This window comes from uncultured Candidatus Pelagibacter sp., assembly GCF_943788075.1.
Taxonomy (GTDB): domain Bacteria; phylum Pseudomonadota; class Alphaproteobacteria; order Pelagibacterales; family Pelagibacteraceae; genus Pelagibacter.
The window spans coordinates 330134-355125 of sequence record NZ_CALSOW010000001.1 but is presented as its reverse complement, the minus strand read 5'-3'; the positions used below and the strand labels follow the sequence as shown (position 1 = coordinate 355125).

At 30.1% G+C, this 24992-nt stretch carries 18 protein-coding genes and 1 tRNA gene; 5 read left to right on the top strand and 14 right to left on the bottom strand.

The features are described 5' to 3' along the window. Positions 1-19: 19 nt before the first annotated feature. From Q0X98_RS02020 to Q0X98_RS02010, 3 genes are read left to right on the top strand one after another with little or no spacing between them, the layout of a single operon-like run. Complete coding sequence (locus Q0X98_RS02020; RefSeq protein WP_297680921.1) at positions 20-553, top strand: DnaJ domain-containing protein; 534 nt, start codon at positions 20-22, stop codon at positions 551-553. Next, positions 537-1511: a cobaltochelatase subunit CobS gene (gene cobS, locus Q0X98_RS02015; protein ID WP_028036198.1), complete on the top strand. Its 975-nt coding sequence runs from the start codon at positions 537-539 to the stop codon at positions 1509-1511. The genes Q0X98_RS02020 and cobS overlap by 17 nt, the downstream gene beginning before the upstream one ends. Further along, positions 1512-3311 carry a cobalamin biosynthesis protein CobT gene (locus Q0X98_RS02010; protein ID WP_297680918.1) on the top strand — a complete coding sequence of 600 codons (1800 nt, stop codon included), beginning with the start codon at positions 1512-1514 and terminating at the stop codon, positions 3309-3311. Here the strand turns inward: Q0X98_RS02010 and Q0X98_RS02005 are convergent. The 11 genes from Q0X98_RS02005 to Q0X98_RS01955 all read right to left on the bottom strand — a co-directional run bounded on the left by Q0X98_RS02005 (position 3308) and on the right by Q0X98_RS01955 (position 16420). Then, positions 3308-4588 (bottom strand): ActS/PrrB/RegB family redox-sensitive histidine kinase, encoded by a 1281-nt coding sequence (locus Q0X98_RS02005; RefSeq protein WP_297680916.1) that lies wholly within the window; start codon positions 4586-4588, stop codon positions 3308-3310. The two genes, Q0X98_RS02010 and Q0X98_RS02005, sit on opposite strands and share 4 nt — an antisense overlap. A gap of 2 nt (positions 4589-4590) precedes the next feature. After that, a complete protein-coding gene (locus Q0X98_RS02000; RefSeq protein WP_297680913.1) occupies positions 4591-6651 on the bottom strand; it encodes a DNA gyrase subunit B in 2061 nt (686 codons plus the stop codon). Positions 6652-6765: 114 nt separating this feature from the next. Beyond that, positions 6766-6855 (bottom strand) — tRNA-Ser (locus tag Q0X98_RS01995). Positions 6856-6857: 2 nt separating this feature from the next. After that, positions 6858-8657, bottom strand: coding sequence for a translation elongation factor 4 (lepA, locus tag Q0X98_RS01990; RefSeq protein ID WP_297681098.1), 1800 nt, complete (start codon positions 8655-8657; stop codon positions 6858-6860). Positions 8658-8668: 11 nt separating this feature from the next. Further along, entirely contained in the window at positions 8669-11077 is a 2409-nt protein-coding gene (gene pheT, locus Q0X98_RS01985) for a phenylalanine--tRNA ligase subunit beta (protein WP_297680911.1), read from the bottom strand. Beyond that, a complete protein-coding gene (pheS, locus tag Q0X98_RS01980) occupies positions 11074-12141 on the bottom strand; it encodes a phenylalanine--tRNA ligase subunit alpha (protein WP_297680909.1) in 1068 nt (355 codons plus the stop codon). Before pheS ends, pheT begins: the two co-directional genes overlap by 4 nt. Positions 12142-12184: 43 nt before the next feature. Beyond that, positions 12185-12541 (bottom strand): 50S ribosomal protein L20, encoded by a 357-nt coding sequence (gene rplT / locus Q0X98_RS01975; RefSeq protein ID WP_297680907.1) that lies wholly within the window; start codon positions 12539-12541, stop codon positions 12185-12187. Positions 12542-12543: 2 nt separating this feature from the next. Next, positions 12544-12750: a 50S ribosomal protein L35 gene (rpmI, locus tag Q0X98_RS01970; RefSeq protein ID WP_297680905.1), complete on the bottom strand. Its 207-nt coding sequence runs from the start codon at positions 12748-12750 to the stop codon at positions 12544-12546. Positions 12751-12803: 53 nt separating this feature from the next. Beyond that, complete coding sequence (gene infC / locus Q0X98_RS01965) at positions 12804-13349, bottom strand: translation initiation factor IF-3 (protein WP_028036189.1); 546 nt, start codon at positions 13347-13349, stop codon at positions 12804-12806. Beyond that, entirely contained in the window at positions 13350-15266 is a 1917-nt protein-coding gene (thrS, locus tag Q0X98_RS01960) for a threonine--tRNA ligase (RefSeq protein ID WP_297680900.1), read from the bottom strand. Then, positions 15266-16420 (bottom strand): glycosyltransferase family 4 protein, encoded by a 1155-nt coding sequence (locus Q0X98_RS01955; protein WP_297680898.1) that lies wholly within the window; start codon positions 16418-16420, stop codon positions 15266-15268. Before Q0X98_RS01955 ends, thrS begins: the two co-directional genes overlap by 1 nt. A 42-nt stretch (positions 16421-16462) precedes the next feature. Here Q0X98_RS01955 and Q0X98_RS01950 point away from each other — a divergent pair, with 42 nt between their 5' ends. Continuing rightward, the gene (locus tag Q0X98_RS01950; protein WP_297680896.1) at positions 16463-17206 is read left to right on the top strand and encodes an alpha/beta hydrolase; all 744 of its coding nucleotides are present in this window, start codon (positions 16463-16465) and stop codon (positions 17204-17206) included. Here Q0X98_RS01950 and gltB read toward each other — a convergent pair. After that, positions 17203-21708, bottom strand: coding sequence for a glutamate synthase large subunit (gene gltB, locus Q0X98_RS01945; protein WP_297680894.1), 4506 nt, complete (start codon positions 21706-21708; stop codon positions 17203-17205). The two genes, Q0X98_RS01950 and gltB, sit on opposite strands and share 4 nt — an antisense overlap. Then, positions 21708-23147: an NAD(P)-dependent oxidoreductase gene (locus tag Q0X98_RS01940; protein ID WP_297680892.1), complete on the bottom strand. Its 1440-nt coding sequence runs from the start codon at positions 23145-23147 to the stop codon at positions 21708-21710. The genes gltB and Q0X98_RS01940 overlap by 1 nt, the downstream gene beginning before the upstream one ends. A gap of 182 nt (positions 23148-23329) precedes the next feature. Between Q0X98_RS01940 and Q0X98_RS01935 the strand changes: the two genes are divergently transcribed. Next, positions 23330-24094 (top strand): undecaprenyl-diphosphate phosphatase, encoded by a 765-nt coding sequence (locus Q0X98_RS01935; protein ID WP_297680890.1) that lies wholly within the window; start codon positions 23330-23332, stop codon positions 24092-24094. On the opposite strand, the gene Q0X98_RS01930 is transcribed toward Q0X98_RS01935, so the two are convergent. Then, a complete protein-coding gene (locus tag Q0X98_RS01930; RefSeq protein ID WP_297680888.1) occupies positions 24091-24984 on the bottom strand; it encodes a DMT family transporter in 894 nt (297 codons plus the stop codon). The genes Q0X98_RS01935 and Q0X98_RS01930 overlap by 4 nt on opposite strands. Positions 24985-24992 lie beyond the last annotated feature (8 nt).

The window sequence follows — 24992 nt, the reverse complement described above, 5'->3', positions numbered from 1 at the left end:
ACTTAACTTATTATACATCATGAAAAATATTTGCGACTGGAATAATTGTAATGAAATTGGTGATTACAGAGCTCCTGTTGAAAAAGATAATAGTAAAAAATATAGAATGCTTTGTCTAGAGCACGTGAAAGAATTCAATAAAAATTGGAATTATTTTTCAGGAATGAATGATGATCAAGTTTTAGATTTCTTAAAATCAGATATGATTTGGCATAAACCCACACAAAGCTTCAGCTCTTCTGATAATTTCTTCAAAGTTCTTTGGAATAACACTTTAAGAGATGAATTAGATAAAGATAAAATTAACGGTGACTATGATCATATGCGTCAATTTAAATTTAATCACAAAGATATTAAAGCCTTTGGTATATTGGGAATTTCTGTAGGATTGAAGTGGACAAAAGTCCAAGATAAGTTCAAATTGCTTGTCAAAAAATATCACCCAGATATAAATGCTGGTAATAAAAAATATGAAGAAAAACTTAAATTAATTACTTTAGCTTATACGCAGCTTAAAAATACTTATAGAGATAAAATTGACACCAAATCTTAACATTCAACCTGATATAAAAGTTTCATTAAAACAGACTTTTGGAATCGACTCTGAAATGGAAGTAGATGCCTTTTCAAAAAAAAATGAGTACGTTCCTGAAATAGACAAAAGTTACAAATTTGATAGAGACACTACAATGGCAATTATTTCTGGATTTGCCTACAATAAAAGAGTCTTGGTTCAAGGATATCATGGCACAGGAAAATCAACTCATATAGAACAAATAGCTGCTAGGTTAAACTGGCCCTGTATAAGAGTAAATTTAGATAGCCATGTTAGTAGAATAGATTTGATAGGAAAAGATGCAATAGTTCTTAAAGATGGAAAACAAGTTACACAATTTAACGAAGGTATTTTGCCATGGTCTATACAAAATCCAGTTGCACTTGTTTTTGATGAGTATGATGCTGGTAGACCAGATGTAATGTTTGTAATTCAAAGAGTTTTGGAAGCCGAAGGTAACTTTACTCTTCTTGATAAAAATAAAGTTATTAAACAGAATAAATTTTTTAGATTATTTGCTACATCTAATACTGTTGGATTGGGTGATACCACAGGTCTTTATCATGGTACTCAACAGATAAACCAGGGTCAAATGGACAGATGGAATATCGTAACAACGCTTAACTATCTTGGCCTTGAAAGAGAATTAGATATAGTTTTGGCAAAAAATAAAAATCTAAACAATGCAAAAGGTAAGGAAAAAGTTGCTAATATGATAAAAGTAGCTTCCTTGACAAGAAAAGGATTTATTGCAGGTGACATTTCAACAGTTATGAGTCCAAGAACTGTAATGCATTGGGCCGAAAACTCAGAGATTTTTAAAGATACAGGTTATGCTTTTAGAGTAACTTTCCTTAACAAGTGTGATGAAATTGAAAAAAATACTATCGCAGAATATTATCAAAGATGCTTTGGTGAAGAGCTACCTGAGTCGTTGATGAATATTCAAATTTAAATGAGTGATAGGATAACTAGTTTAAAAGAAAAATTTAGAATTGCATTAACTTCGACGGCAAAAGTAATTTCAGATGATTTTGATTTTAAAGATAAATCATCAGAAAATGATAAAAAAAAAGATTTAAATTTAATTGAAATTGACAATCTAACTAAGCCAAGTGATTTTATTAAATTACGTGCTGAAACTGATTCTTCTGCTTTAAAAAAAAAATTTTCCAATGATGCTATTTATAGAAAAAATCTACCATCTAATACATCCTCAAGATCTCTATACAATATAGCAGAAAAAATAAGGTATGAAGTATTAGGTGGCAAAATGCTTAAAGGGATTGAAAAAAATTTTCATCAAAATTACTCACACATAATTAATACAAAAAGAAAAGACCAATTAAAAACGAAAGAAGATGTGTCTGTAACAGAAGCCTTTGAGCTATATATGCTAAAAAACTTTCATCAAATAAAATTAAACCCATTAACAACAAAAATGTTAAATTTTTGGGAAAAAGACTTTGAACAATCAGTAGAAAAACATAAAAAATTTTTAGAAGATAATTTAGAAAATCAAGAGAACTATAGCTCAAGATTTTCTCAAATTTTGGAAGAAATGGATATTTTTCAAAGTGAAGAGGATGAAGAAAAAAAAGAAGAGAATCAAGATCAAGGGCAAGACAATCCCTCAAATGATGATCAGGACAAAGATAAAGAGGATAATAAAGATGAGAATAATGATCAGGAAACCCAAGCCAGTTTAGACGCTGATTATAATGTTGATGAATTTAATCTAGATGAACAACTTTCAGACACTGAGTCAGATGAACAAAGCTCAGAACAAATTGTTCAAAAAACTCTTGATAATATTAATTTAGATTACAAAGTTTTTACAACTCAATATGATGAAATAACAAAAGCCGAGAAATTAGAAAATACAGATGAAGCAGCAAAACTTCGTAAAACATTAGACCAGCAACTAGTAGGGTTTCAAGATGTAATAACCAAACTTGCCAATAAACTACAAAGACAGTTGCTAGCAAAGCAAAATAGGGCATGGAATTTTGACTTAGAAGAAGGGTTACTTGATAGTTCAAAGTTACCAAGAATTATTATGGACCCATATAATTCACTATCATTTAAAAAAGAAAAAGATTTAGATTTTAAAGATACAATAGTAACTTTATTAATCGATAATTCTGGATCAATGAGAGGAAGACCTATTACGATAGCTGCAATATGTGCAGATATATTATCTAGAACTTTAGAGAGGTGCTCGGTTAAAGTTGAGATTTTAGGATTTACAACAAAAAATTGGAAAGGTGGACAAAGTAGAGAGCTTTGGAATAAAAATTTAAAACCCAAAACTCCTGGAAGACTAAATGATTTAAGACATATAATTTACAAAGGAGCTGATACTCACTGGAGACAAGCTAAAAATAATTTAGGACTAATGTTGAAAGAAGGTCTATTAAAAGAGAACATTGATGGAGAAGCTATTTCTTGGGCTTACAATAGAATCAAGAAGAGAAAAGAAGAAAGAAAAATTATGATGGTAATTTCTGATGGTGCTCCAGTAGATGATTCCACTCTTTCAGTAAATTCCGGGGATTTTTTAGAAAAACATCTCAAGAAGATGGTTAAATTCATAGAAACCAAAACTGAAATTGAAGTTTTAGCAATTGGTATTGGTCATGATGTTTCAAGATATTATGATAAAGCAATAAAAATCACTGATGTAAATGAATTAGGGGATGTTATGATATCTCAATTAAGCTCTTTGTTTGAAACTAAAAAAAAATTTCATTAAATATTAAATAAATCTTTATTTTTCCATTTAATAATCACTTCTGCACCACTTCTAGTTTTTGAGTTTCTACAATTGATTGAGGCAAAATTTTTTTCTAAAAGTGTTTTTCCAATAAATAAACCTAACCCCAAACCTGCTTTTGATTTTTCAGTGAGATCTTTTGACCTTAAATATGGTTCTCCAATTTTTGATAGAACATCTTTTGGATAGCCATTGCCATCATCCTCAATAGTAATTTCTGTAATTTCACTATCACTTTTTAAATTTATATAAATTGCCTCTTTTGAAAATTTATTGGCATTTCCAATAAAATTTCTAAGGCCATATACTATTTCTATAGATTTGGTTATTTTTTTTAGATTTGAAAATTGATCATGATTAAAAATAAAATTTTTTTGGCTAATCTCTTTAAATGAAGATATAATTTCACTTAAGTAATCTTTCATAGAAAGATCTTTATCAATGAAATCATCTTCTTCTACAGGATTTAAGGTTAATCGTTTTAAAATTTCATTACATCTTTCTACCTGACTAGACAGCAATTCTATATCTTTTTTAATATCATCTTGATTTTTAAATTGTTTCTCTAAATCATGAGCAATAATCTTAATTGTAGATAAAGGGGTTCCTAGTGAATGAGCTGCTGCAGCGGCCTGACCTCCTAAAGATAAAAGCTCATGTTCAGTAGCCATCACTTCTTCCATTTTTGCTAATGCTTCTCTTCTTAATCTAGATTGTGTTCCAAATGACATTGCTAAATAATTTAAAAAAATCAAAGCAATTATTAAAGCTATTGGAATTGAGTAAAAATAGTATTCACTAACATGAAAATGATCACTAATTGGGGACGGTAATTCTAATGAATAAAATGTAAGTATAAAAATTATGAACACTGTAAGCAATACTAATAAAGAATTAGTTTTAAAACTTAGATTTGATGATGAAAAAATGCTTGGTATTAATAAAAAGATACTAAATGGATTAGCTACTCCTCCTGTTAAATAAAGCAGAGCACCTAGTTGCAAAATATCTATTACTAAAAAGATAAAAGCTGACCTATCTGATAATTGTGTTTTTTTATATATAAAGATTAAAAATAGATTACTTAAAATCCCCAAAAATATTATTAAGTTACAAACGATAAAATTAAAATCAAAATTTAAAAAAAAATAGACAAAGTTAACTGATATTAATTGTCCAACAATACCAATCCATCTTAAACTAATATAAGTTGATTTTTTAAAAAAATGATATTTTGAAGTTTCAAAGAACTTCATTATTAAATATCTAGATTTTGTACATTAATTGCGTTAGAAATTATAAAATCTTTTCTCAGAGCAACATCATTTCCCATTAAAGTGTGTATTAAACTTTGATCTTTCTTAAGATCTTTTGAATACTGTACTTGTAAAAGATTTCTTGTTTCAGGGTCAAGCGTTGTGCTCCACAACTCTTCTGGGTTCATCTCTCCTAATCCTTTAAACCTTTGAATATTCATTTTTGATTTTTCTAAATCTAATTCTTTTACAAACTCTTTTGATCCTCTTTTTAATTTTTTCAACTCTTTGTTATTATTAACAATATAATCCTCTAATTCTTTTTCATCTTTAATATATATTCCTTTTGTTCCTTTATTTATTTTAAATAATGGAGGTTGGGCTAAATATACATGTCCATTTTCAATCAATTTATTAAATGGTTTATTATTAAAAAAAGTTAATAGAAGGGCTCTGATATGGGATCCATCTACATCAGCATCCGTCATAATAATAATCTTTCCATATCTAAGATCTTTTAAATCTATTTCTTGAACCTTTGGATCTAAACCTAATGCATTAATTAAAGTAACTATTTCATTGGATGATATCATTTTTGACAAAGCTTTAGTTCTTTGTTGTTCTGAGCTATCACCATTGCCATTCTTTTTAGTTGCTAAATCCTCAACATAAGTATTCAAAATTTTACCTCTAAGAGGTAAAACTGCTTGATTGGATCTATTTCTACCTTGTTTAGCTGATCCACCCGCTGAGTCACCCTCTACAATAAACAATTCTGTACCATCTTGTTTTCCTATTTGGCAATCAGCCAGTTTTCCAGGAAGGCCACTCAATTCCAAGGCACCTTTTCTTCTTACATTTTCTCGCGCTTTTCTAGCTACATCTCTTGCCATTGCAGCTTGAATAACTTTTGCTAAAATTATTTTAGCAACTGATGGATTTTGATCAAACCATATAGATAATTTTTCATTTACAACAGTTTCTACAATCATCCTTACTTCTGATGAAACTAGTTTATCTTTTGTTTGAGATGAAAATTTGGGATCAGGAATTTTAGTAGATAGTACACACGTTAGTCCCTCTTTAATGTCATCTCCTGAGATCGCCAATTTATTTTTCTTGAGTAAATTGTGTTCATTTGCATATTTGTTAACAACTCTAGTTAATGCGCTTCTAAAACCTAGTAAATGGGTTCCACCATCTTTTTGATAAATATTATTAGTATAAGGAAAAATATCTTCAGCATAGCTTCCATTCCATTTTAAAGAACACTCAAGTTCGATGTTATCTTTTTTTCCTTCTATATAAATTGGTTTTTTAAATAAATCATTCCCATTTTTATTTTGTAGTTTTTCTCTTTTTTCATCAAGAAAATCTACAAACTCAAGTACACCACCATCGAATTTAAACTCGGATACTTTCTCTTTTTTTAAACTAGCATCTGTAAAAATTATTTTAATACCTTTATTTAAGAATGCTAACTCCCTCATTCTTTTTATAAGAATATTTGCACTAAATTTTATAGAGGAAAAAATTTCTTTTGATGGCAAAAATGTTATTTGTGTACCAGTTTCTTTAGATTTTCCAGTAACTTTCAATGGTGCTTTTGCTTCACCATTTTTAAATTCTATAAAATGTTTCTTTCCATCTCTACTTATCTCTAATTGTAATGACTCTGACAAAGCATTAACAACTGAAACTCCAACTCCATGTAGCCCACCTGAAACTTTGTATGAGTCGTGATCAAATTTACCACCAGCATGTAGTTGTGTCATGATAACTTCTGCTGCTGATTTTTTTTCTCCTTTATGCATATCAACAGGAATTCCTCTGCCATCATCATTAACTGTGATGGTTCCATTTGGATTAATTCTTACATTAATATTCTTACAATGGCCTGCTAAAGCTTCATCTATAGAGTTATCAACAACTTCATAAACCATATGATGCAAACCAGTTCCGTCATCTGTATCACCAATATACATTCCTGGTCTTTTTCTAACCGCTTCAAGACCTTTTAAAACTTTAATGGAGTCTGCTTGATATGTATTTTTATTTGTCATTTTTTAAATTTTTGGAAAAAAAAATTATAACATTTTTTATAAAAAATGCTGATTTATCTTCACTTAATTGAGTCAAAATGGGTTAATTAATACTATAAATAAAGGCTTATTTGATGGCGGAGAGAATGGGATTCGAACCCATGAAAGGATTGCTCCTTTACACGCTTTCCAAGCGTGCGCCTTCAACCACTCGGCCACCTCTCCAATTATTTTTCTTTTGAAATCTTGAGAACACCAATAAATGCCTCCTGAGGAATTTCTACTCTTCCAAATTGTTTTGATCTAGCCTTACCCTTTTTTTGTTTTTCAAGAAGTTTTCTTTTTCGGTCTGTAGCTCCACCACCATGAATTTTAGTTAAAACATCTTTTTTAAAACCTTTAATAGTTTCTCTAGCTATTATCTTTCCTCCAATTGCAGCTTGAACAGGTATCATAAAATTATGTCTTGGTATTAAATCTTTTAGTTTTTCACAAACTTCTCTTCCAGTTCTTTGAGCAAAATCTTTATGGATCATCATTGCTAAAGCATCCACTGGCTCAGCATTAACTAAAATTCCAAGTTTTACTAAATCTCCTTCTCTATGTTCAATAATTTCATAATCAAAACTAGCGTATCCACTTGTCATAGATTTTAAACGATCATTAAAATCAAAAACTACTTCGTTTAAGGGTAATTCATAATTTACAACAGCCCTATTTCCTGAATAACTTAAATTGGTTTGTATTCCTCTTTTATCCTGGCACATTTTCATAATTGAGCCCAAATATTCATCTGGGGTAATTATTGTTGCTTTTATCCAAGGCTCTTCAATTAACTTAATTAAAGTTGGATCTGGTAAACTTGATGGATTTTGGAGATCAATTATATCTCCACTATTCATATAAACTTTATATACTACCCCTGGAGTTGTTGTTAACAAGTTTACATCAAATTCTCTTTCTAATCTTTCTGTAACAATTTCTAAATGAAGCAATCCTAAAAACCCACATCTGAAACCTAGTCCTAATGCTGAAGATGATTCAGGCTCAAATGAAAAACTTGCATCATTCAATTGTAGTTTGGCTAAACCATCTTTTAATTTTTGATATTCAGAACTATCTACTGGAAATAAACCACAGAAAACAACAGGCTTACTAGGTTTAAAACCAGGAAGCGCTTCTGTTAAAGGTTTTGCAGCATCACATATAGTGTCACCAACTTTTGTTTCTGATAAAACTTTTATTCCAGTTGTTATAAAACCTATTTCTCCAGCATTTAATTCGTTGATATCTGTAGCTTTTGGAGTAAATACACCTACTTTTTCAACAATATATTCTTGATTAGTTGACATCATTTTAATTTTCATATTTTTTGAAATCTTTCCATCAATAACTCTAACTAGAATAACGACTCCTAAGTAGGTATCGTACCAACTATCAACTAATAAGCACTTCAAATCTCCTAAACTTTCACCTCTTGGGCCAGGTAAAGCTGTAATAATTTGTTCCAAAATATCGTCAATGCCTTCTCCTGTTTTACCCGAACAAGGAATTGCACTTTCTGTATCTATACCTATTACTTCCTCGATTTGTTTTTTTGTTCTATCTAAATCTGAAGCTGGAAGATCTACTTTATTTAAAACTGGTACTATCTCATGATCTATATCTAAAGCTTGATATACATTTGCAAGTGTTTGGGCTTCTACTCCTTGAGTGCTATCAACTATTAAAATCGAGCCCTCACAAGCATAAAGAGATCTACTAACCTCATAACTAAAATCTACATGACCTGGTGTATCAATAATATTTAAGATATAATTTTTACCATCTTTGGCTTTGTAATTAAGCTTTACTGTCTGAGCTTTGATTGTAATACCTCTTTCACGCTCAATATCCATCGAGTCTAAAACCTGCGCCTTCATTTCTCTTTCAGTCAATCCACCACAGCTATGAATAATTCTATCTGCTATTGTTGATTTACCATGATCAATATGAGCAATGATTGCAAAATTTCTAATGTGATCAATGTTTGTCATTACTACGATCTTATTTTAGCGTCTATTTTTGACTCTACTGTAGAGATAATTGATTGATTTATCTTATTTAAATCATCTTCTGATAAGGTTTTTTCAGAAGACTGTATGGTTACATTTAAAGCAATTGATTTTTTATTTTCTGGAATATTGTTACCTTCGTAAACATCAAAAACTTTAACTGATTTAATCAAATTTTTATCCACATTAGAGATAACCTCTATAAGTTCTTGGACAGGAAACCCTTTATCTAGGATAAAAGCAAAATCTCGCTCAGATTTTTGGAAATCAGAAAATTTAAAATTTGTTTTTTGATCTTTTAGTGATTTTTTTGGTTGCTTAATGTTATCTAAAAAAATTTCAAACCCTACCAATGCTTCAACTTTGATATCTATTTTTTTTAGAATACTTGGATGAATATCACCAAAAAAAGCTACTACTTTTTCTTTACCCCTATTTAGAAATACTCTACCTGATTTTCCAGGATGATAATAATTTGGTGTTTCTGTATCAAAATACAATTTATCTTTATCATATCCTGCTTCCATTAAGCTTTGAACAACATCACTTTTAACGTCATAAACATCTACTAATCTCTCTTTTTCTAACCAATTTTGTCTAGAAAATTTTCCAGATTTTAACCCCCCAATTACTGTTTGCTGATCTCCTGGTTTTTCACCAAAAAATGCAGGACCTATCTCAAATATTGATAAATCTTTAAATCCTCTATCTAAATTTTTATTTAAATGAATTATCAAATTAGAAAAAATTGAGCTTCTCAAAACATCTAAATCTGAGCTTATTGGATTAACTATTTTAATTTCTTTATTATTTTCAATAAACAATTGGTTAATCCTGCTATCAGTAAAAGACCATGTAATAGCTTCTAAGTAACCTTTTGAAGCGACAGCTCTTTGTAAAAAATGAAATAATCTTTGCTTTTTATTTAATGTTGGTTTCTCTCGAATCTTTTTAGGTTCAATCAGTTTGATTTTATCATAACCCTTGATTCTAACTAGTTCTTCCACAACATCTATTGACTGAAAAATATCCGGTCGCCAAGTTGGAATTTTTAATTCAAATGATTTTTCGATTTCTTTAACTTCAAATCCAAGTTTATTTAAAATTTTTTCAATTTCTGAATTTTCAATCTTAATACCTGTAACTTTTTCAAATAAAGACGGGTCAAATTTTAAAGATTCTTTTTTATAATCTTTGATTTTTTGAACGTCAAATTGACTTATTTTTCCACCACAAATTTCTTTAATTAAGCCTGCAGCTTTTTCTAATCCTTGCTCAATTGATAACGGGTCTATTCCTCTTTCAAATCTAAATTTAGCATCTGTATCTATATTCAAAATTTTTGATGATTTTCTAATCGATCTTGGAGAAAAGTATGCTGACTCAATTAATACATTTTTTGTATCTAATTCAGTACCTGATCTAGTTCCACCAATTATTCCTCCTAATCCTAGGACACCTGAGGCATCAGATATTACACACATTCCATCTTCAAGTTTATAATCCTTATTATCTAAAGCTTTAAAAGTCTCATTTTTTTTTGAGTTTCTAACAACTATTCCTTTATCAATTTTGCCAACATCATAAGCATGTAATGGTCTATTTAAATCAAACATTACATAGTTTGTTATATCTACAATAGCTGAAATTGGTTTTTGACCTATAGAAATGATTTTTTCCTTAAGCCATTCTGGACTCTCAGTATTTTTAACTCCAGTAATTAAACAACTACCAAATACTGTACAAGCTTGTTCTTCCTCATCTTCAATTTTGACATTAACTGTCTGTTTTTCTTCTTGTAAAAGTTTATTTACTTTTAAATTTTTTAATGTCCCTGAGCCAGCAGCAGCCAGATCTCTAGCTATACCACGTATTCCCAAACAATCTGCTCGATTTGGAGTAATCGATATATCAATCACATTAGAATTGTTTTTTGGAAAATAACTTTTTCCAATTTTGTTTTCAAATTTGTCTAATGGAAGTTCAGTAATTCCATCACTTTCATCTGATATGTTTAATTCTGACTCTGAACATAGCATTCCATATGAGGTAACACCTCGGATTTTACTTACTACTAGTTTCGTTTGATTTTTTGGAACAATCGCACCAGGTGGAGCATAAATTGTAATTAAACCATCTTTAGCATTAGGAGCTCCACATACAACTTTTATAAGGTTTCCCGATCCAATATCTACATCGCAAACTCTTAGTCTGTCTGCGTTAGGGTGTTTCTCTGCTTTAATAATTTTTGCAACTACAAAACTATCAAGTTCACCAGATTGTTTTTCAACACTTTCAACTTCTAAACCAACATCAGTAAGTTTATCTATTATCTGATTTTCATTAAAATCTGTGTCTAGATGATCTTTTAGCCAATCTGTTGTAATCTTCATCTGCTTAAACCTCTATAACTTGAAGGTACATCAATTGGGTCGAATCCAAATTGACTTAACCATCTATAATCACAATCAAAAAAGGCTCTTAAATCATTAATTCCATACTTGAGCATTGCTAATCGATCTATTCCAATTCCAAATGCATAACCTTGAAACTCATCTGGATTAACATTTACATTTTTAAGCACATTTGGATGAACCATTCCACAGCCTAAAACTTCCAACCATTTGTCTCCCTCACCAATAATTATTTTTCCATTTTTTACTTCATAACCAATATCTACTTCGGCTGATGGTTCTGTAAAAGGAAAATGGCTAGGTCTAAATCTCATTTTTATCTTATCAACTTCAAAAAATTCTTTAATAAAATAATTTAAACATCCTTTTAGATGTCCCATATTAATATTTTTATCTATATGTAAACCCTCTACTTGATGAAACATTGGTGCATGAGTTTGATCACTATCAGATCTGTAAGTTCTACCTGGAGCAATTATTTTAAAAGGAGGTTTGTCGTTTAACATAGTTCTAATTTGAACTGGTGAAGTATGAGTTCTTAACAACAGCTCTTTTTTCTCATCTAAATAAAAAGTATCATGCATATCTCTTGCAGGATGGTTGTCAGGGGTATTCAGTGCTGTAAAATTATTATATTCATTTTCAACATCTGGTCCTTCTTCAATACTAAAACCTATTTCTGAAAAAATAGAAGAGATCTCATCAATTACTTGTGAAACAGGATGTATCTTACCTTGAGGGACTGGACGCTCAGGCAATGTAATATCAATTTTTTCTTTTTCTAATTTTTGATTGATCTCTTTTTTTTCAATCTCTTCAATTTTAAAGGCAATTAAATTTTGTAATTCATCTTTTATAATATTTAAATCTGAAGCAAATTTTTTTCTTTCTTCTTCTGGAATTTTTCCAAGTTGTTTAAATTGATTACTGATCAGACCATTTTTGCCAAATAAATCTGTTTTTATTTGATTAATTAAATTTAAATCTAATTGCTCGTTTAGCTTTGCAAGATATTCATCTTTGATTTTTTTAATATCTGACATTTTAAGAGATTATTTCTTCACCTGCGAAAAACAATAGTGAAGATTAATTTAAAGCAGATTGTGCTTTTTGAACAATAGTTTTAAAGGCTTCAGGGCTATCGTAAGCTATTTCTGCAAGTATTTTTCTATCTATTGTAATGCCACATTTGCTAAGACCATTAATGAACTTGGAATAAGTTAGGCCTTCAGCTCTAACACCAGCATTGATTCTTTGTATCCACAAAGATTTAAAATCTCTTTTTTTATTTCTTCTATCTCTATAAGCATATTGCATCGCTTTTTCCATTGCTTGCTTAGCGACTCTGATTGTATTTTTTCTTCTGCCCCATTGACCTTTGACAGCTTTTAAAACTTTTTTATGTTTTGCTTTACTAGTTACGCCTCTTTTTACTCTTGCCATTATTAACCTCTTAAACTGTAGGGCATGTATGATTTAACAATTTTGCTATCTTGTTTAGACATAGTTGTTGTGCCTCTTAATTTTCTTATTTGAGAATTCGTTCTTTTAATCATGCCGTGTCTTTTGCCAGCTTGGGCAGTCATTACTTTACCCTTAGCAGATATCTTAAATCTTTTTTTTGCTGAGCTTTTTGTTTTTAATTTTGGCATAATTCTGCGGTGTTATACAAAGATTGATATAAATTTACAACCTATATTAAGGCCTATAAAGGCTGAATTACCATGATCATTTGCTTACCATCAAACTTAGGGTGCAATTCTACCTTACCAATATCCTTCATGTCCTCTTTGATCTTATCCATCAATTCTTTTCCTAAATGAGAATGTTGTAATTCACGACCTTTGAATCTTACAGTAAATTTTACTTTATCCCCTTTGGCTATAAATTTTTTTGCATTTTTAACCTTAAAATCATAATCATGAGTTTCTGTTACAGGTCTCATTTTAATTTCTTTTAATAAAACAATTTTTTGTTTTTTCTTTGCAATATTTGCTTTCTTTTGAGCATCATATTTAAACTTACCCATATCCATAATTTTACAAACAGGTGGATTTGCATTAGCTGCTATTTCTATTAAATCCAATCCCTGATTTTTTGCCATTGAGATTGCTTCATTGGTATTCATTACACCAAGATTTTCACCATCACTTGCTATAACCTGAACATCAGGAGATGAGATTCTATTGTTAGACCTAGGACCTCTGTCTTTTGTTCTTCTTTGAAAGTAATTTTGTTTAAAATCTGCCACTTAATTTGAGGATGCTTTATTTAAAGCAGAGAAAGTTTTTAAGAATAAATTTAAATCCATATTTTCTTGTTTGTTCGAGTCTAATCTTCTAATCGTTACCGAGTTAGAGTCAACTTCTTTTTTACCACAAATTAATAAAAGAGGTATTTTTGCTAATGAATGATCTCTTATTTTGTAATTTAAATTATGTTTTTTTAAATCAACGTTTGAACTAATACCTGCTTGTTTAATTTTTTTTGATACTTCAATAGCGTAATCATCAAATTCTTCAGATATTGGTATCACAACAGTTTGTAATGGAGATATCCAAAAAGGAAATTTGCCAGCATAATTTTCTATAAGGATTCCTATAAATCTTTCTAAAGAACCAAATAGCGCACGATGAAGCATAACAGGTACTTTTTTAGTTCCATCTTTATCAACATAAGAAGCATCTAATCTTCCTGGTAAATTCAAATCAACTTGCAAAGTTCCGCACTGCCAATCTCTACCAATTGCATCTCTTAGTACAAATTCAATTTTTGGACCATAAAATGCACCCTCACCCTTATTAATACTATATTCTAACTTAGATGCTTTAACTGCTTCAAGTAATGAAGCCTCCGCTTTGTCCCAAACTTCATCTCCACCAACTCTTACGTCTGGTCTATCTGCATATTTTAAAATTACATTTTCAAAACCTAAATCTTTATAAATATCTAAAATTAAATTAGTTACTTCTAAACATTCACTTGTAATTTGGTCCTCTGAACAAAATATATGAGCATCATCTTGAGTGAATGCTCTTACTCTTAATAAACCATGGAGTGCTCCAGATGGTTCATAACGATGTACTTTTCCAAATTCAGTTATACGTAAAGGAAGATCTCTATAACTTTTCAAACCTTGATTAAATACCTGAATATGGCCAGGACAATTCATGGGTTTAATCGCAAATATTTTTTCGTCTGGAGTTTCTGATGTGTACATATTTTCACCGTATTTTTCCCAATGACCAGATTTTTCCCACAATTGTCTATCTAATATCTCTGGTGTATTAACCTCTTTGTAACCAGCAGCATCTTGTCTGCCTCTCATATAATTAATCAATTTTTGAAATAAAGCCCAACCTTTTTCGTGCCAGAATACTGAGCCTGGACTTTCTTCTCTAAAATGAAACAAATCCATTTCTTTACCAAGTTTTCGATGATCTCTTTTTTCAGCTTCTTCTATTCTTTTCAAGTATTCATCTAGATCTTTTTGTGTTGCCCAGCTTGTACCATATATTCTTTGCAACATTTCATTATTAGAGTCACCTCTCCAGTAAGCTCCTGAAACTTTTGTAAGTTTAAAAAATTTTCCAATTTTACCTGTTGAAGAAAGATGTGGTCCTCTACATAGGTCATGCCATTCACCATGAAAATAGATGGACACATCTTCATTTTCTGGGATTGCTTCAATTAATTCTGCTTTATAAGTTTCTCCTTTTTCTTTAAAATGTGAAATAGCTTTGTTTCTCTCCCAAACTTCTCTTTTTGTGATTTCATTTCTATCCACAATTTCTTTCATCTTATTTTCAATTTTTTCTAAATCATCTTCTGTAAAAGGTTCTTTTCTTGCGAAATCATAGTAGAAACCACTTTCGATAACTGGACCAATAGTAACTTGTGTTCCTGGAAACAATTCTTGTACAGCCATTGCTAATATATGTGCTGTATCGTGTCTTATAGTTTCTAATCCCTCAGGATTTTTTGATGTAAAAATTTTTATAGAACAATCTTTTTCTATTAAGAAATCTAAATCTTTTAAATTACCATCAACGCTTATAACCATAGCTTGTTTGGCAAGTGACTTACTAATTTTTTCAGCTACATCTAGACCTGTAACTTTGTCTGGAAATGTTAAGTTATTTCCATCTGGTAATGTAATTATAGGCATTAATTTAATATTCTTTTATACTCTGAATAAGTAGAAAAGCACATTTTTTCAACATTAAATTTTTGAATTATGTTTTTTCTTCCTTCTTTACCTATCGATTGTAATGATGCTTCATCCATAGAAAGTACTTTTAAAATTTTTTTACTTAATGATTTTGTGTTGTTAGACTCGAATAAAAAACCTGTTTTTTCATCAATTACAGTTTCATTTGACCCACCAATATCACTTGCAATTATTGGTTTTTCCATCGATTGAGCTTCAACAGCAACTCTTCCAAAAGCCTCGGGCTCAATTGATGCTGATATCACTATATCTGAAACTTTGTAAGCTAAAGCCATATCATCACAATGATCTATAAATTTTACCTGATTATTTAATCTATGTTGCTCGGTAAGTCTGATAAGTTTTTTTTTATATAGATCTCTACCTTGATTACTTCCAAGTATTACAGCGTAAAAAGCCTGATACCCAAGTTCAATATTTACTAAATTAATAGCTTCTATAAAAACTTCTTGTCCTTTCCATTCTGTTAGTCTCCCAGGTAAAAGAATTATCTTTTTATCTTTTTCTATTTGCCATTTTTTTAATAGTTTTTTTTCATCAACATCTAATTTGGTTGTTGGTTCAAAATAATCAACATTAATTCCTCTGAAGATAACTAAAAGTTTTTTTTTAGCATCAAGATACTTTGTATAATTTTCTTTGATATGAGAAAAAATGAAATTAGACCCTGCTATAATTAAATCAGACCTAACCATTACAGAATTGTAAAATTTTTTAATTTTACTACTAAAATTATAAGTCCCATGAAAAGTAGTAACGAATTTTCTGCCAGTAATTTTGGCTGCAAACAAACATGACCAAGCAGGAGCTCTGCTTCTAGCATGAATAATTGAAATATTTTTAATAAGTATAATGGCAACTAAAGCTAAAAAATTAATAAAAATAATAAGTGGATTTTTACTATGAACAGGAAGTTTAATTATTTTTACTTTTTTTTTGTCAATAAATTTAAGAAGTTCTCCTCCACTAGTGACAATATAAGATTCACAATCATTTTCTGGCAAATAATGAGCGATGTCATAGCAACCTGTTTCTGCTCCTCCATAACCTAATTTTGGTATAACTTGTAAAACTTTTAAATTAGATGACATTTGATATGACTATATAATATTAGAATAAACATATAAACGATTATGACTCACTTCAAATATCACAAAATCTCAAAAAGTAAGAAAATAAGATTTATTTGCAACATTCACAAAGGTGCTCCTTTTATTGTTTTTTTACATGGCTTTATGTCTAATTTAGAGGGAAAAAAACCAAATACTTTTTTAAAATTTGCAAAAAAAAATAAACTTAGTTTTTTAGCTCTTGAATATTCTGGACACGGAAAATCATCAGGAAAATTTACAAATGGCAATATTACAAAATGGAGTAATGAAACTTCAACTCTTATTAAAAAATTTGTAAAGAAAAATGACTTTACTGTCGTTGGTTCAAGTATGGGTGCGTGGTTAGCACTTAAACAATTTCAAAAATTTAAAAGTCAAATAAAAGGATTTTTAGGTATTGGCTCTGCACCAGAATTTTTAGAAAACTTGATGTGGAAAAAATTCACAAAAAAAATGAAGTCTGAAACTATTCAGAAAGGAATATTGCAATTGAAACATGGTAATTATGAATATCCAATTACTTTTCAATTAATAAAAGATGGAAGAAAAAATAAGGTTTTAAACAAAAAAATAAATTCAAAAATAAATGTTACCATGGTTCATGGTCAAAAAGATGAGGTAGTGCCTGTTTCTTATTCAAGAAAAATTTTAAAACTATTTCAAAAAGCAAAAAAAAAATTAGTTATTATTAATAATGGTGATCACAGTTTATCAAGTCAAAGATGGCTTAAAATAATAATAAAAGAGCTTAAACTAATTATTTAACTAACTTCTTTAATAACTTGTTTATTACTAATTGGATTACTTAACTTGCCTAACATTTCTTTTGGACAAACTTGAACAAAATTTTTTAACTCTTCATCATAATTTTCAACTAACATTTTTGATAAATTAGACCCAGTTTCTTCAAAATGTTCTTTGATTAAATCTTTAAGAAATGTTTTCCAATAATCTGTTTCTACATTTTGCCATACAACAGATTCATCATTAACTTTTTTTTCAAATTCTCTTGATTTGTCATAGATAAATGCCATTCCCCCTGTCATACCAGCTGCAAAATTATCACCGACATCACCTAAGATTACTACAGTTCCACCCGTCATGTATTCGCAACCATTTGAATCACATCCTTCAATTACCGTAGTTGCTCCAGAATTTCGAACAGCAAATCTTTCTCCTGCCTGTCCCGCTGCAAATAATTTTCCTGATGTTGCACCGTATAAAACTGTATTACCTATAATAGTATTTTCATTTGAAATTAAATTACTTTCATCAGACAATTTGATTGAAATTATTGCTCCTGATAATCCTTTACCTACATAGTCATTAGCATCTCCTTTAAGAACAAGTTTTAATCCTTTGGCTGAAAAAGCACCAAATGACTGTCCTGCTGATCCCTTGAAATTTAATACTAAAAAGTTTTCATTAAGTTTTTCATATCCATATTTTTTATAAAGGTGATGAGATATTCTAGTTCCAACAGCTCTATTTGTATTTTTAATAATGTATTCTTTTTCTACTTTTTCAGAACTATTTAAAGATTTTTCAATCTCTGGCCAAATTTCTTGATCAAGTGTATCAGGTACGTGGTTTATTTCTTGATTTTCACAATATCTTTTATTGTTACCGTTATCTGCCTGTACAAAAAGTGGGTTTAAATCTAAATCATCAAGATTTGGAGAAGCTTTACTAACCTGCATCAAAAGATCTGTTCTTCCAATTATATCATTCAATGATTTAAAACCTATTTTTGCTAAAATTTCTCGTACTTCAGATGCTATAAAAGTGAATAAGTTAACTACTTTTTCTGGAGTACCTGTAAATTTTTCTCTAAGTTTATCATCTTGAGTACAAACTCCAACTGGACATGTATTTGAATGACATTGTCTAACCATGATACATCCCATCGCAACTAAAGCAGTGGTTGCCACACCATACTCTTCCGCTCCCATCATTGCTGCAATAACAACATCTCTTCCCGTTTTAATGCCACCATCAGTTCTAAGAGTAACTTTGTGTCTAAGATTGTTTAAGGTTAAAACTTGATTAGCTTCTGTTAAACCCATTTCCCATGGTATTCCAACATACTTAACACTAGTTTGTGGCGTTGCACCTGTCCCACCATTATGTCCTGATATCAATATTATATCTGCTTTTGCTTTAGCAACGCCAGCTGCGATTGTTCCTACGCCTGATGAGGCAACAAGTTTAACTCCAATTCTTGCCTTGGGATTTATTTGTTTCAAATCATAAATAAGTTGAGCAAGATCTTCTATTGAATAAATATCGTGATGTGGAGGAGGTGATATTAAAGTAACTCCAGGTGTTGAATGTCTTAGTTTTGCAATCTCATCAGTAACTTTAAATCCTGGTAGTTGCCCCCCTTCTCCAGGTTTTGCACCTTGTGCTATTTTAATTTCAATTTCATTACAATTATTTAAATAATTAACCGTTACACCAAATCTCGCAGAAGCTATTTGTTTTACTCTAGAATTTGCACTGTCACCATTTTCTAGAACTTTAAACCTACTCTCATCTTCTCCACCTTCACCACTACAAGAAGCACCTTTAATTCTGTTCATTCCAGTAGCTAGAGTTTCATGAGCTTCTTTTGAAAGCGCTCCATGTGACATGCTTCCACTTCCAAATCTTTTAAGTATATTTTGTATCGGTTCAACCTCTGAAATATCTATTGTTCCTTTCAATTTTTTTGACCTAAAATCAATTAAATCTCTTAAATTAATTGGCGGTAAATTATATATTCCTTCTGCGTATCTTTTGTATGCTTCATAAGAATTTGATCCTACAGCACTTTGTAATAAATGAATTAATTTTCCTTGATATTGATGTGTCTCTCCATTTTTACGATATCTATATATTCCACCTATTGGCAAAATAGTTTCTGAACTTTCAAACGCCTCTTTATGAATAGATCTAATTTTTTTTTCTATTCCTGTCAATCCAATCCCAGAAATTTTAGATACCACACCTGGAAAATAATCAGCAACAATCGTTCTACTCAATCCAACAGTTTCAAAATTACATCCCCCTCTATATGAACTCAAAACAGAAATTCCCATTTTAGACATGATCTTTAAAAGTCCAGCATTTACAGATTTAATGTATCTTTCCACACATTCATCAAAACTAAATTTTCCAAAAAGTTTTTTTTCATGTCTTTGATATAAGCTGTCAAAAGCAAGGTATGGGTTTACCGTAGTTGCACCTACACCAATTAAGGTTGCAAATGAGTGTGTATCTAATGCTTCTCCAGATTGAACATTTATCGAAACATATCCTCTTAATTTTTTTTCTATTAAGAATGAATTGATTGCTCCTACACATAACAACATAGGAATAGGTAAATTAGTTTCTGATAATCCTTTATCACTCAAAATTAGTTGAGTAACACCCTGTCTTACAGCAATTTCTGCATCTTTTTGGACTTGTTTTATTGCCTCAAATAAAGACTGATCTTTAGAAAAAGTACATTCTATAACTAAAGAATTTTTACCAAAAAAATTAATAAATTTATCAAATTGGGAATTTGATAAAATTGGACTATTTAAAACATAAATATTTTGCTTAGTTAGATTATCAAAATCCAAAATATTACCTAAATTTCCAAATCTTGTTTTTAGACTCATAACCTTATTTTCTCGAAGCGAGTCAATTGGGGGATTAGTTACTTGGCTAAAATTTTGTCTAAAAAAATGATAAAGAGGTCTATATTTATCAGATAGCACTGCAAGAGGAGTATCGTCACCCATAGATCCGATAGCCTCCTTTGCATCTTCAGCCATTGGGTGCAAAATAAGCTCTAAGTCTTCAAGACTCATTCCAAATGTGTACTGTCTTCGTCTTAAATCATCTCCAGAGAATGAATGCTTTTCTCCAGAGATAGTAATTTTTTCATCTAAATCGATAATTTGAGAATTAAAGTGTTTGTATTCTTTAGCTAAATAATCTTTGATTTTGCTATTAGTAAATACTTTTCCCTTTTCAATTCTAACCCCAATTATTTCTCCTGGCCCCAATCTTCCCTTGGTTAAAATTTTTTTCTCATTAAGTTCAATCATTCCTGTTTCTGAACCTGCAAATAATAAATTATCTTTAGTAATTGCGTATCTCAATGGTCTCAATCCATTTCTATCATTTGCAGCGATTACCCATTCATTATCTGTTCCAGCAATAGCTGCAGGCCCATCCCACGGTTCCATAGTACTATTTAAAAAATTAAATAATTGTTGATGATCTCTAGATAAAGTTTTATTTTTTTTAGACCAAGCATCTGGCACTAACATTAATTTTGCTAAAGGTGCTGGTTGACCTGAAATATTTAATAATTCAAAAACATTATCCAATGCAGCTGAATCTGATGCACCCTGTTGAATTACTGGTTTTAAATTTTCTATGTTATCAAAAAGTGGGCTATTCATTTCTTGTTCATGAACTTTCATCCAATTTTTATTACCACGATATGTGTTGATTTCTCCATTATGAGCAATTGCTCTAAAAGGTTGAGCTAGATTCCAACTTGGTGCTGTGTTTGTAGAAAATCTTTGATGAAAAATTGCATATCTTGAAACAAATCTTTCATCTTTTAAATCTAAAAAAAAATCTGAAATAGCTTCTGCTAAAAACATTCCCTTATAAATGATTGATTTTGAACTAAGTGAACAAATATAAAAATTATTTAAAGAAATCTTAAAAGCTTTATTTTCAATTATCCTTCTTGTTTCATAAATTTTTCTTTCAAGATCTTTATTCAACAATTCTGGATTATTTGATTTAAAAAGTACTTGAATAATTTCAGGCATTGTCTGAAATGCTTTTTCACCTAAGACCTTTGGGTTGACTGGAACTTGCCTCCAACCATAAATGCTAAAATCATTTTTGGTTAGTTCACTTTCAACTATTGTTTTACAGCTTTCTTGTGCTGCATAATCATTTCTTGGTAAGAAAATCATTCCAACACAGATTTCTGAATTATCGTGTATGTGACCTGTAACCTCTATTTTTTCTATAAAAAAATCTTTTGGTATTTCTACATGTATCCCAGCACCATCACCTGTTTTTCCATCAGCATCAACTGCTCCTCTGTGCCAAACTGCTTTTAAAGCTTCAATTCCATATTCAACAACTTTACGTGATTTTTTTCCTTCCGTAGACGCAATCAAACCAACACCGCAAGCGTCATGCTCCATCTCTTCAGAATAAACATGGTTTTTTTTTAATATTTCAAAATTTTTTTTATAATTTTCCATTAAGCTACTTTTGACTGTTTTAATTCTTTATTTTCTAAATGCTTTTTAATCGAAGCTGCTGCATCTCTTCCATCTTTTATCGCCCAAACAACTAAAGATGCACCTCTAACTATATCTCCTGCAGCAAAAACCCCACTCAAATTTGTCTCCATTGTATCAAAATCTGTTTTGACAGTTCCCCACTTTGTCACTTGCAGTTCGTTAGAGTCAAATAAAGTTGGTAAATCTTCAGGATCAAAACCTAGAGCCTTAATAACCATATCTGCTTTGATCTCAAAACTTGAATCTTGTTGAACCTCGGGTTTTCTTCTTCCACTTTCATCAGGATCACCTAATTTTATCTGGTCAACAATTAATTTTTCAATTTTATTAGTACCCTTAAATTCCTTAGGACTTGATAACCAAACAAATTCTACACCTTCCTCTTCAGCGTTAGCAACCTCTCTTGCTGATCCAGGCATATTCTCTTTATCTCTTCTATATAAACATTTAACTGATTTTGCTTTTTGTCTTATTGATGTTCTTACGCAGTCCATTGCAGTGTCACCACCACCAATTACAACAATATCTTTTCCCTCTGCATTTAAAATTCCTTTATCAAATAATTCTACTTTATCGCCTAATCCTTTTTTATTAGATGCTGTTAAAAAATCCATCGCAGGAAAAATATTGTTTAAGTCATTACCTGGAAGTTCTACCTCTCTAGCTTTGTAAACTCCTGTTGCAATTAGAATTGCGTCATGTTTTTTTCTTAATTGTTCTAAGTTTGCATCTTTTCCAACTTCAAAATTTTGAATAAACTCAATTCCTCCATCTTTTAAAAGCTTGGTTCTTCTCTCAACAACTTCTTTTTCAAGCTTAAAATTTGGTATTCCATAAATTAATAATCCACCAGCCCTATCATATCTGTCATAAACTGTGATTTTGTATCCATTTTTTCTCAGTTCTTCAGCTGCTGCTAAGCCAGCTGGTCCAGCACCAATTATTCCAACACTTTGATTTTTTTCATGAGAAATATTTATAGGTTTTACCCAACCTTGCTCCCAAGCATTATCGGTAATATATTTTTCCATTGAACCGATGGTTACTGTTCCATGGCCAGACTGTTCAATAACGCAATTTCCTTCACACAATCTATCTTGTGGGCATATTCTTCCACAGACTTCTGGCATATTATTTGTGCTTTGGGATAATTCGTAAGCTTCCTTAAGTCTTCCTTCAGCAGTTAGCTTTAGCCAATCAGGAATATTATTACTTAGTGGACAATGAACTTGACAAAAAGGAACACCACACTGAGAACATCTGCTAGATTGTTCTTTCGCTTTATCGCTAATAAATTCGTCGTAAATCTCATTAAAGTCTTTTTTTCTGACATCAATCTCCCTTTTAGGTGGAGTTTGTTGACCTATTTTTACAAACTTTAACATTTTATCAGTCATAATTTTTATAATTTATGGCAAACTATATATTGTTTTTACTAAATAAAGCTTAAAATAGGTCAGTTATTATGACCTTATTAAGCCATATTAGTTTGAAATTTATGGCATTTTTAATAGTTGCATAGCTAATATGCTTAAATCGAATTGTTTTAAATGAATATTTTTTAAGCTAGTTAGATAAAATGTTTCAGAACATTATAGAAGTTTTAATACTATCAGCCATTCAAGGCATATCAGAATTTTTACCAATAAGCTCTTCGGCACACCTAATATTAGTTTCAAGTTTATATGAATTTAAATCTAGTTCATTATTAATAGATATAAGTCTTCACCTTGGTTCCTTATTTGCAATTATCTATTTTTTTAGAATGGACTTACTAGATGTCAAAAATAACAAAAGACTTTTAAGCCTAATTATTCTTGGATCAATTCCATTAATCATTGTTGGATATATCTTATATTCAACTGGCATCATTTATGAACTTAGAAACATTAAAATTATAGCTTGGACAACTCTAATTTTTGGAATTGTACTATTTATCGCAGACAGAAATCGATTTGATAAAAAAATTTCTTCAAATTTAAATCTTCGATCAATTTTATTTATAAGTTTATTTCAGATTCTTTCTTTAGTGCCAGGGGTAAGTAGGGCAGGTATAACTATTACAGCTGCAAGAATATTGAGATTTAACAGATTAGACTCAAGTAAAATATCATTTTTACTTTCTATTCCAGCTTTAGGAGGTGCAAGTTTTTTAGGATTAAAAGATGTGTTTTCTCAATCAGTTGAGTTTAACTATTTAGTAGTTATTGCAATTGTAGCATCATTTATTTTTTCTTTTGTAACTGTAAAATTTTTTTTAATTTATATAAATAAATTTTCAATGAATGCATTTGTTATTTATAGAATAATAATAGCGTTGATTTTATTTGCTATAATTTATTAAGAATATTTTTTTTGAACCAAAGGCAACAATTGAGATAATAAAACACCACATAGAATAAATAAGCATCCAAGTAAATTATTAATATCTAAGATCTGATTTAAAATGTACCAAGCTGCAATAGTTGCAAATACTCCCTCTAATGAAAAAATTATTGCTGCAGGGGCTGGGGTTATACTTTTTTGAGCATAAATTTGTAATACAAAAGCAAAACCTCCAGATAAAATACCAGCATATAAAATAGAGTTTATTTCCTTCATAATCTCGATGTAAATAAATTCTTCATAAACAAGTGCTATTACAAAAGAGAATAAAGCAACAATTAAAGTTTGCAACGCACCTAGCGTTAGTGGAAGATCATATTTTTTTACAATTATTCCTGTGAAAATTATATGAGTGCTCCAGAATAAAGCCCCAAGAATTACCAAACTATCTCCAAGTCTTACAGTTGCATCATAAAAATTTGTTAATAAATATCCTCCAATTAAACACAAAACTACAGATGGCCAGACACTCCAATGAATTGATTTTTGACTAAACAAAAAAATTATAATTGGTACTAGTGGAACATAAAAAATCGTAAAAAAAGCAGCATTTGCAACATCTGTGTATAGAAGAGCAACCTGTTGCAAAGCTGAGCCTAAAAATAGAGATAATCCAATCAAAAATGAAAGATTAATGAAAGTTTTAGTGTCCGATTTAAACTCAGATTTAAATTTTTTTATTTCAAATAAAAAAACTAATGGTGTGATAGCCAAAAAACCTATGAAAAATCTTACAGCATTGAATGTGAATGGACCAATGTTGTCCATACCAGTATCTTGAGCAATAAAAGTTGTGCCCCAAATAAAAGTACACAGCAAAGCACTTAGTAAAGAGATTGTTTTTGACATAATTTATA

Excerpts from the sequence above, each read along its gene's own strand:
- Q0X98_RS02000 (WP_297680913.1), bottom strand. The coding sequence starts at position 6,651 with ATGACAAATAAAAATACATATCAAGCAGACTCCATTAAAGTTTTAAAA.
- Q0X98_RS01955 (WP_297680898.1), bottom strand. The coding sequence starts at position 16,420 with ATGTCATCTAATTTAAAAGTTTTACAAGTTATACCAAAATTAGGTTAT.
- Q0X98_RS01935 (WP_297680890.1), top strand. The coding sequence starts at position 23,330 with ATGTTTCAGAACATTATAGAAGTTTTAATACTATCAGCCATTCAAGGC.
- rpmI (WP_297680905.1), bottom strand. The coding sequence starts at position 12,750 with ATGCCAAAATTAAAAACAAAAAGCTCAGCAAAAAAAAGATTTAAGATA.
- Q0X98_RS02010 (WP_297680918.1), top strand. The coding sequence starts at position 1,512 with ATGAGTGATAGGATAACTAGTTTAAAAGAAAAATTTAGAATTGCATTA.
- thrS (WP_297680900.1), bottom strand. The coding sequence starts at position 15,266 with ATGCCTATAATTACATTACCAGATGGAAATAACTTAACATTTCCAGAC.
- Q0X98_RS02020 (WP_297680921.1), top strand. The coding sequence starts at position 20 with ATGAAAAATATTTGCGACTGGAATAATTGTAATGAAATTGGTGATTAC.
- pheS (WP_297680909.1), bottom strand. The coding sequence starts at position 12,141 with ATGTCAGATATTAAAAAAATCAAAGATGAATATCTTGCAAAGCTAAAC.
- rplT (WP_297680907.1), bottom strand. The coding sequence starts at position 12,541 with ATGGCAAGAGTAAAAAGAGGCGTAACTAGTAAAGCAAAACATAAAAAA.
- Q0X98_RS01930 (WP_297680888.1), bottom strand. The coding sequence starts at position 24,984 with ATGTCAAAAACAATCTCTTTACTAAGTGCTTTGCTGTGTACTTTTATT.
- pheT (WP_297680911.1), bottom strand. The coding sequence starts at position 11,077 with ATGAAGATTACAACAGATTGGCTAAAAGATCATCTAGACACAGATTTT.
- Q0X98_RS01940 (WP_297680892.1), bottom strand. The coding sequence starts at position 23,147 with ATGACTGATAAAATGTTAAAGTTTGTAAAAATAGGTCAACAAACTCCA.
- gltB (WP_297680894.1), bottom strand. The coding sequence starts at position 21,708 with ATGGAAAATTATAAAAAAAATTTTGAAATATTAAAAAAAAACCATGTT.
- Q0X98_RS01950 (WP_297680896.1), top strand. The coding sequence starts at position 16,463 with ATGACTCACTTCAAATATCACAAAATCTCAAAAAGTAAGAAAATAAGA.
- Q0X98_RS02005 (WP_297680916.1), bottom strand. The coding sequence starts at position 4,588 with ATGAAGTTCTTTGAAACTTCAAAATATCATTTTTTTAAAAAATCAACT.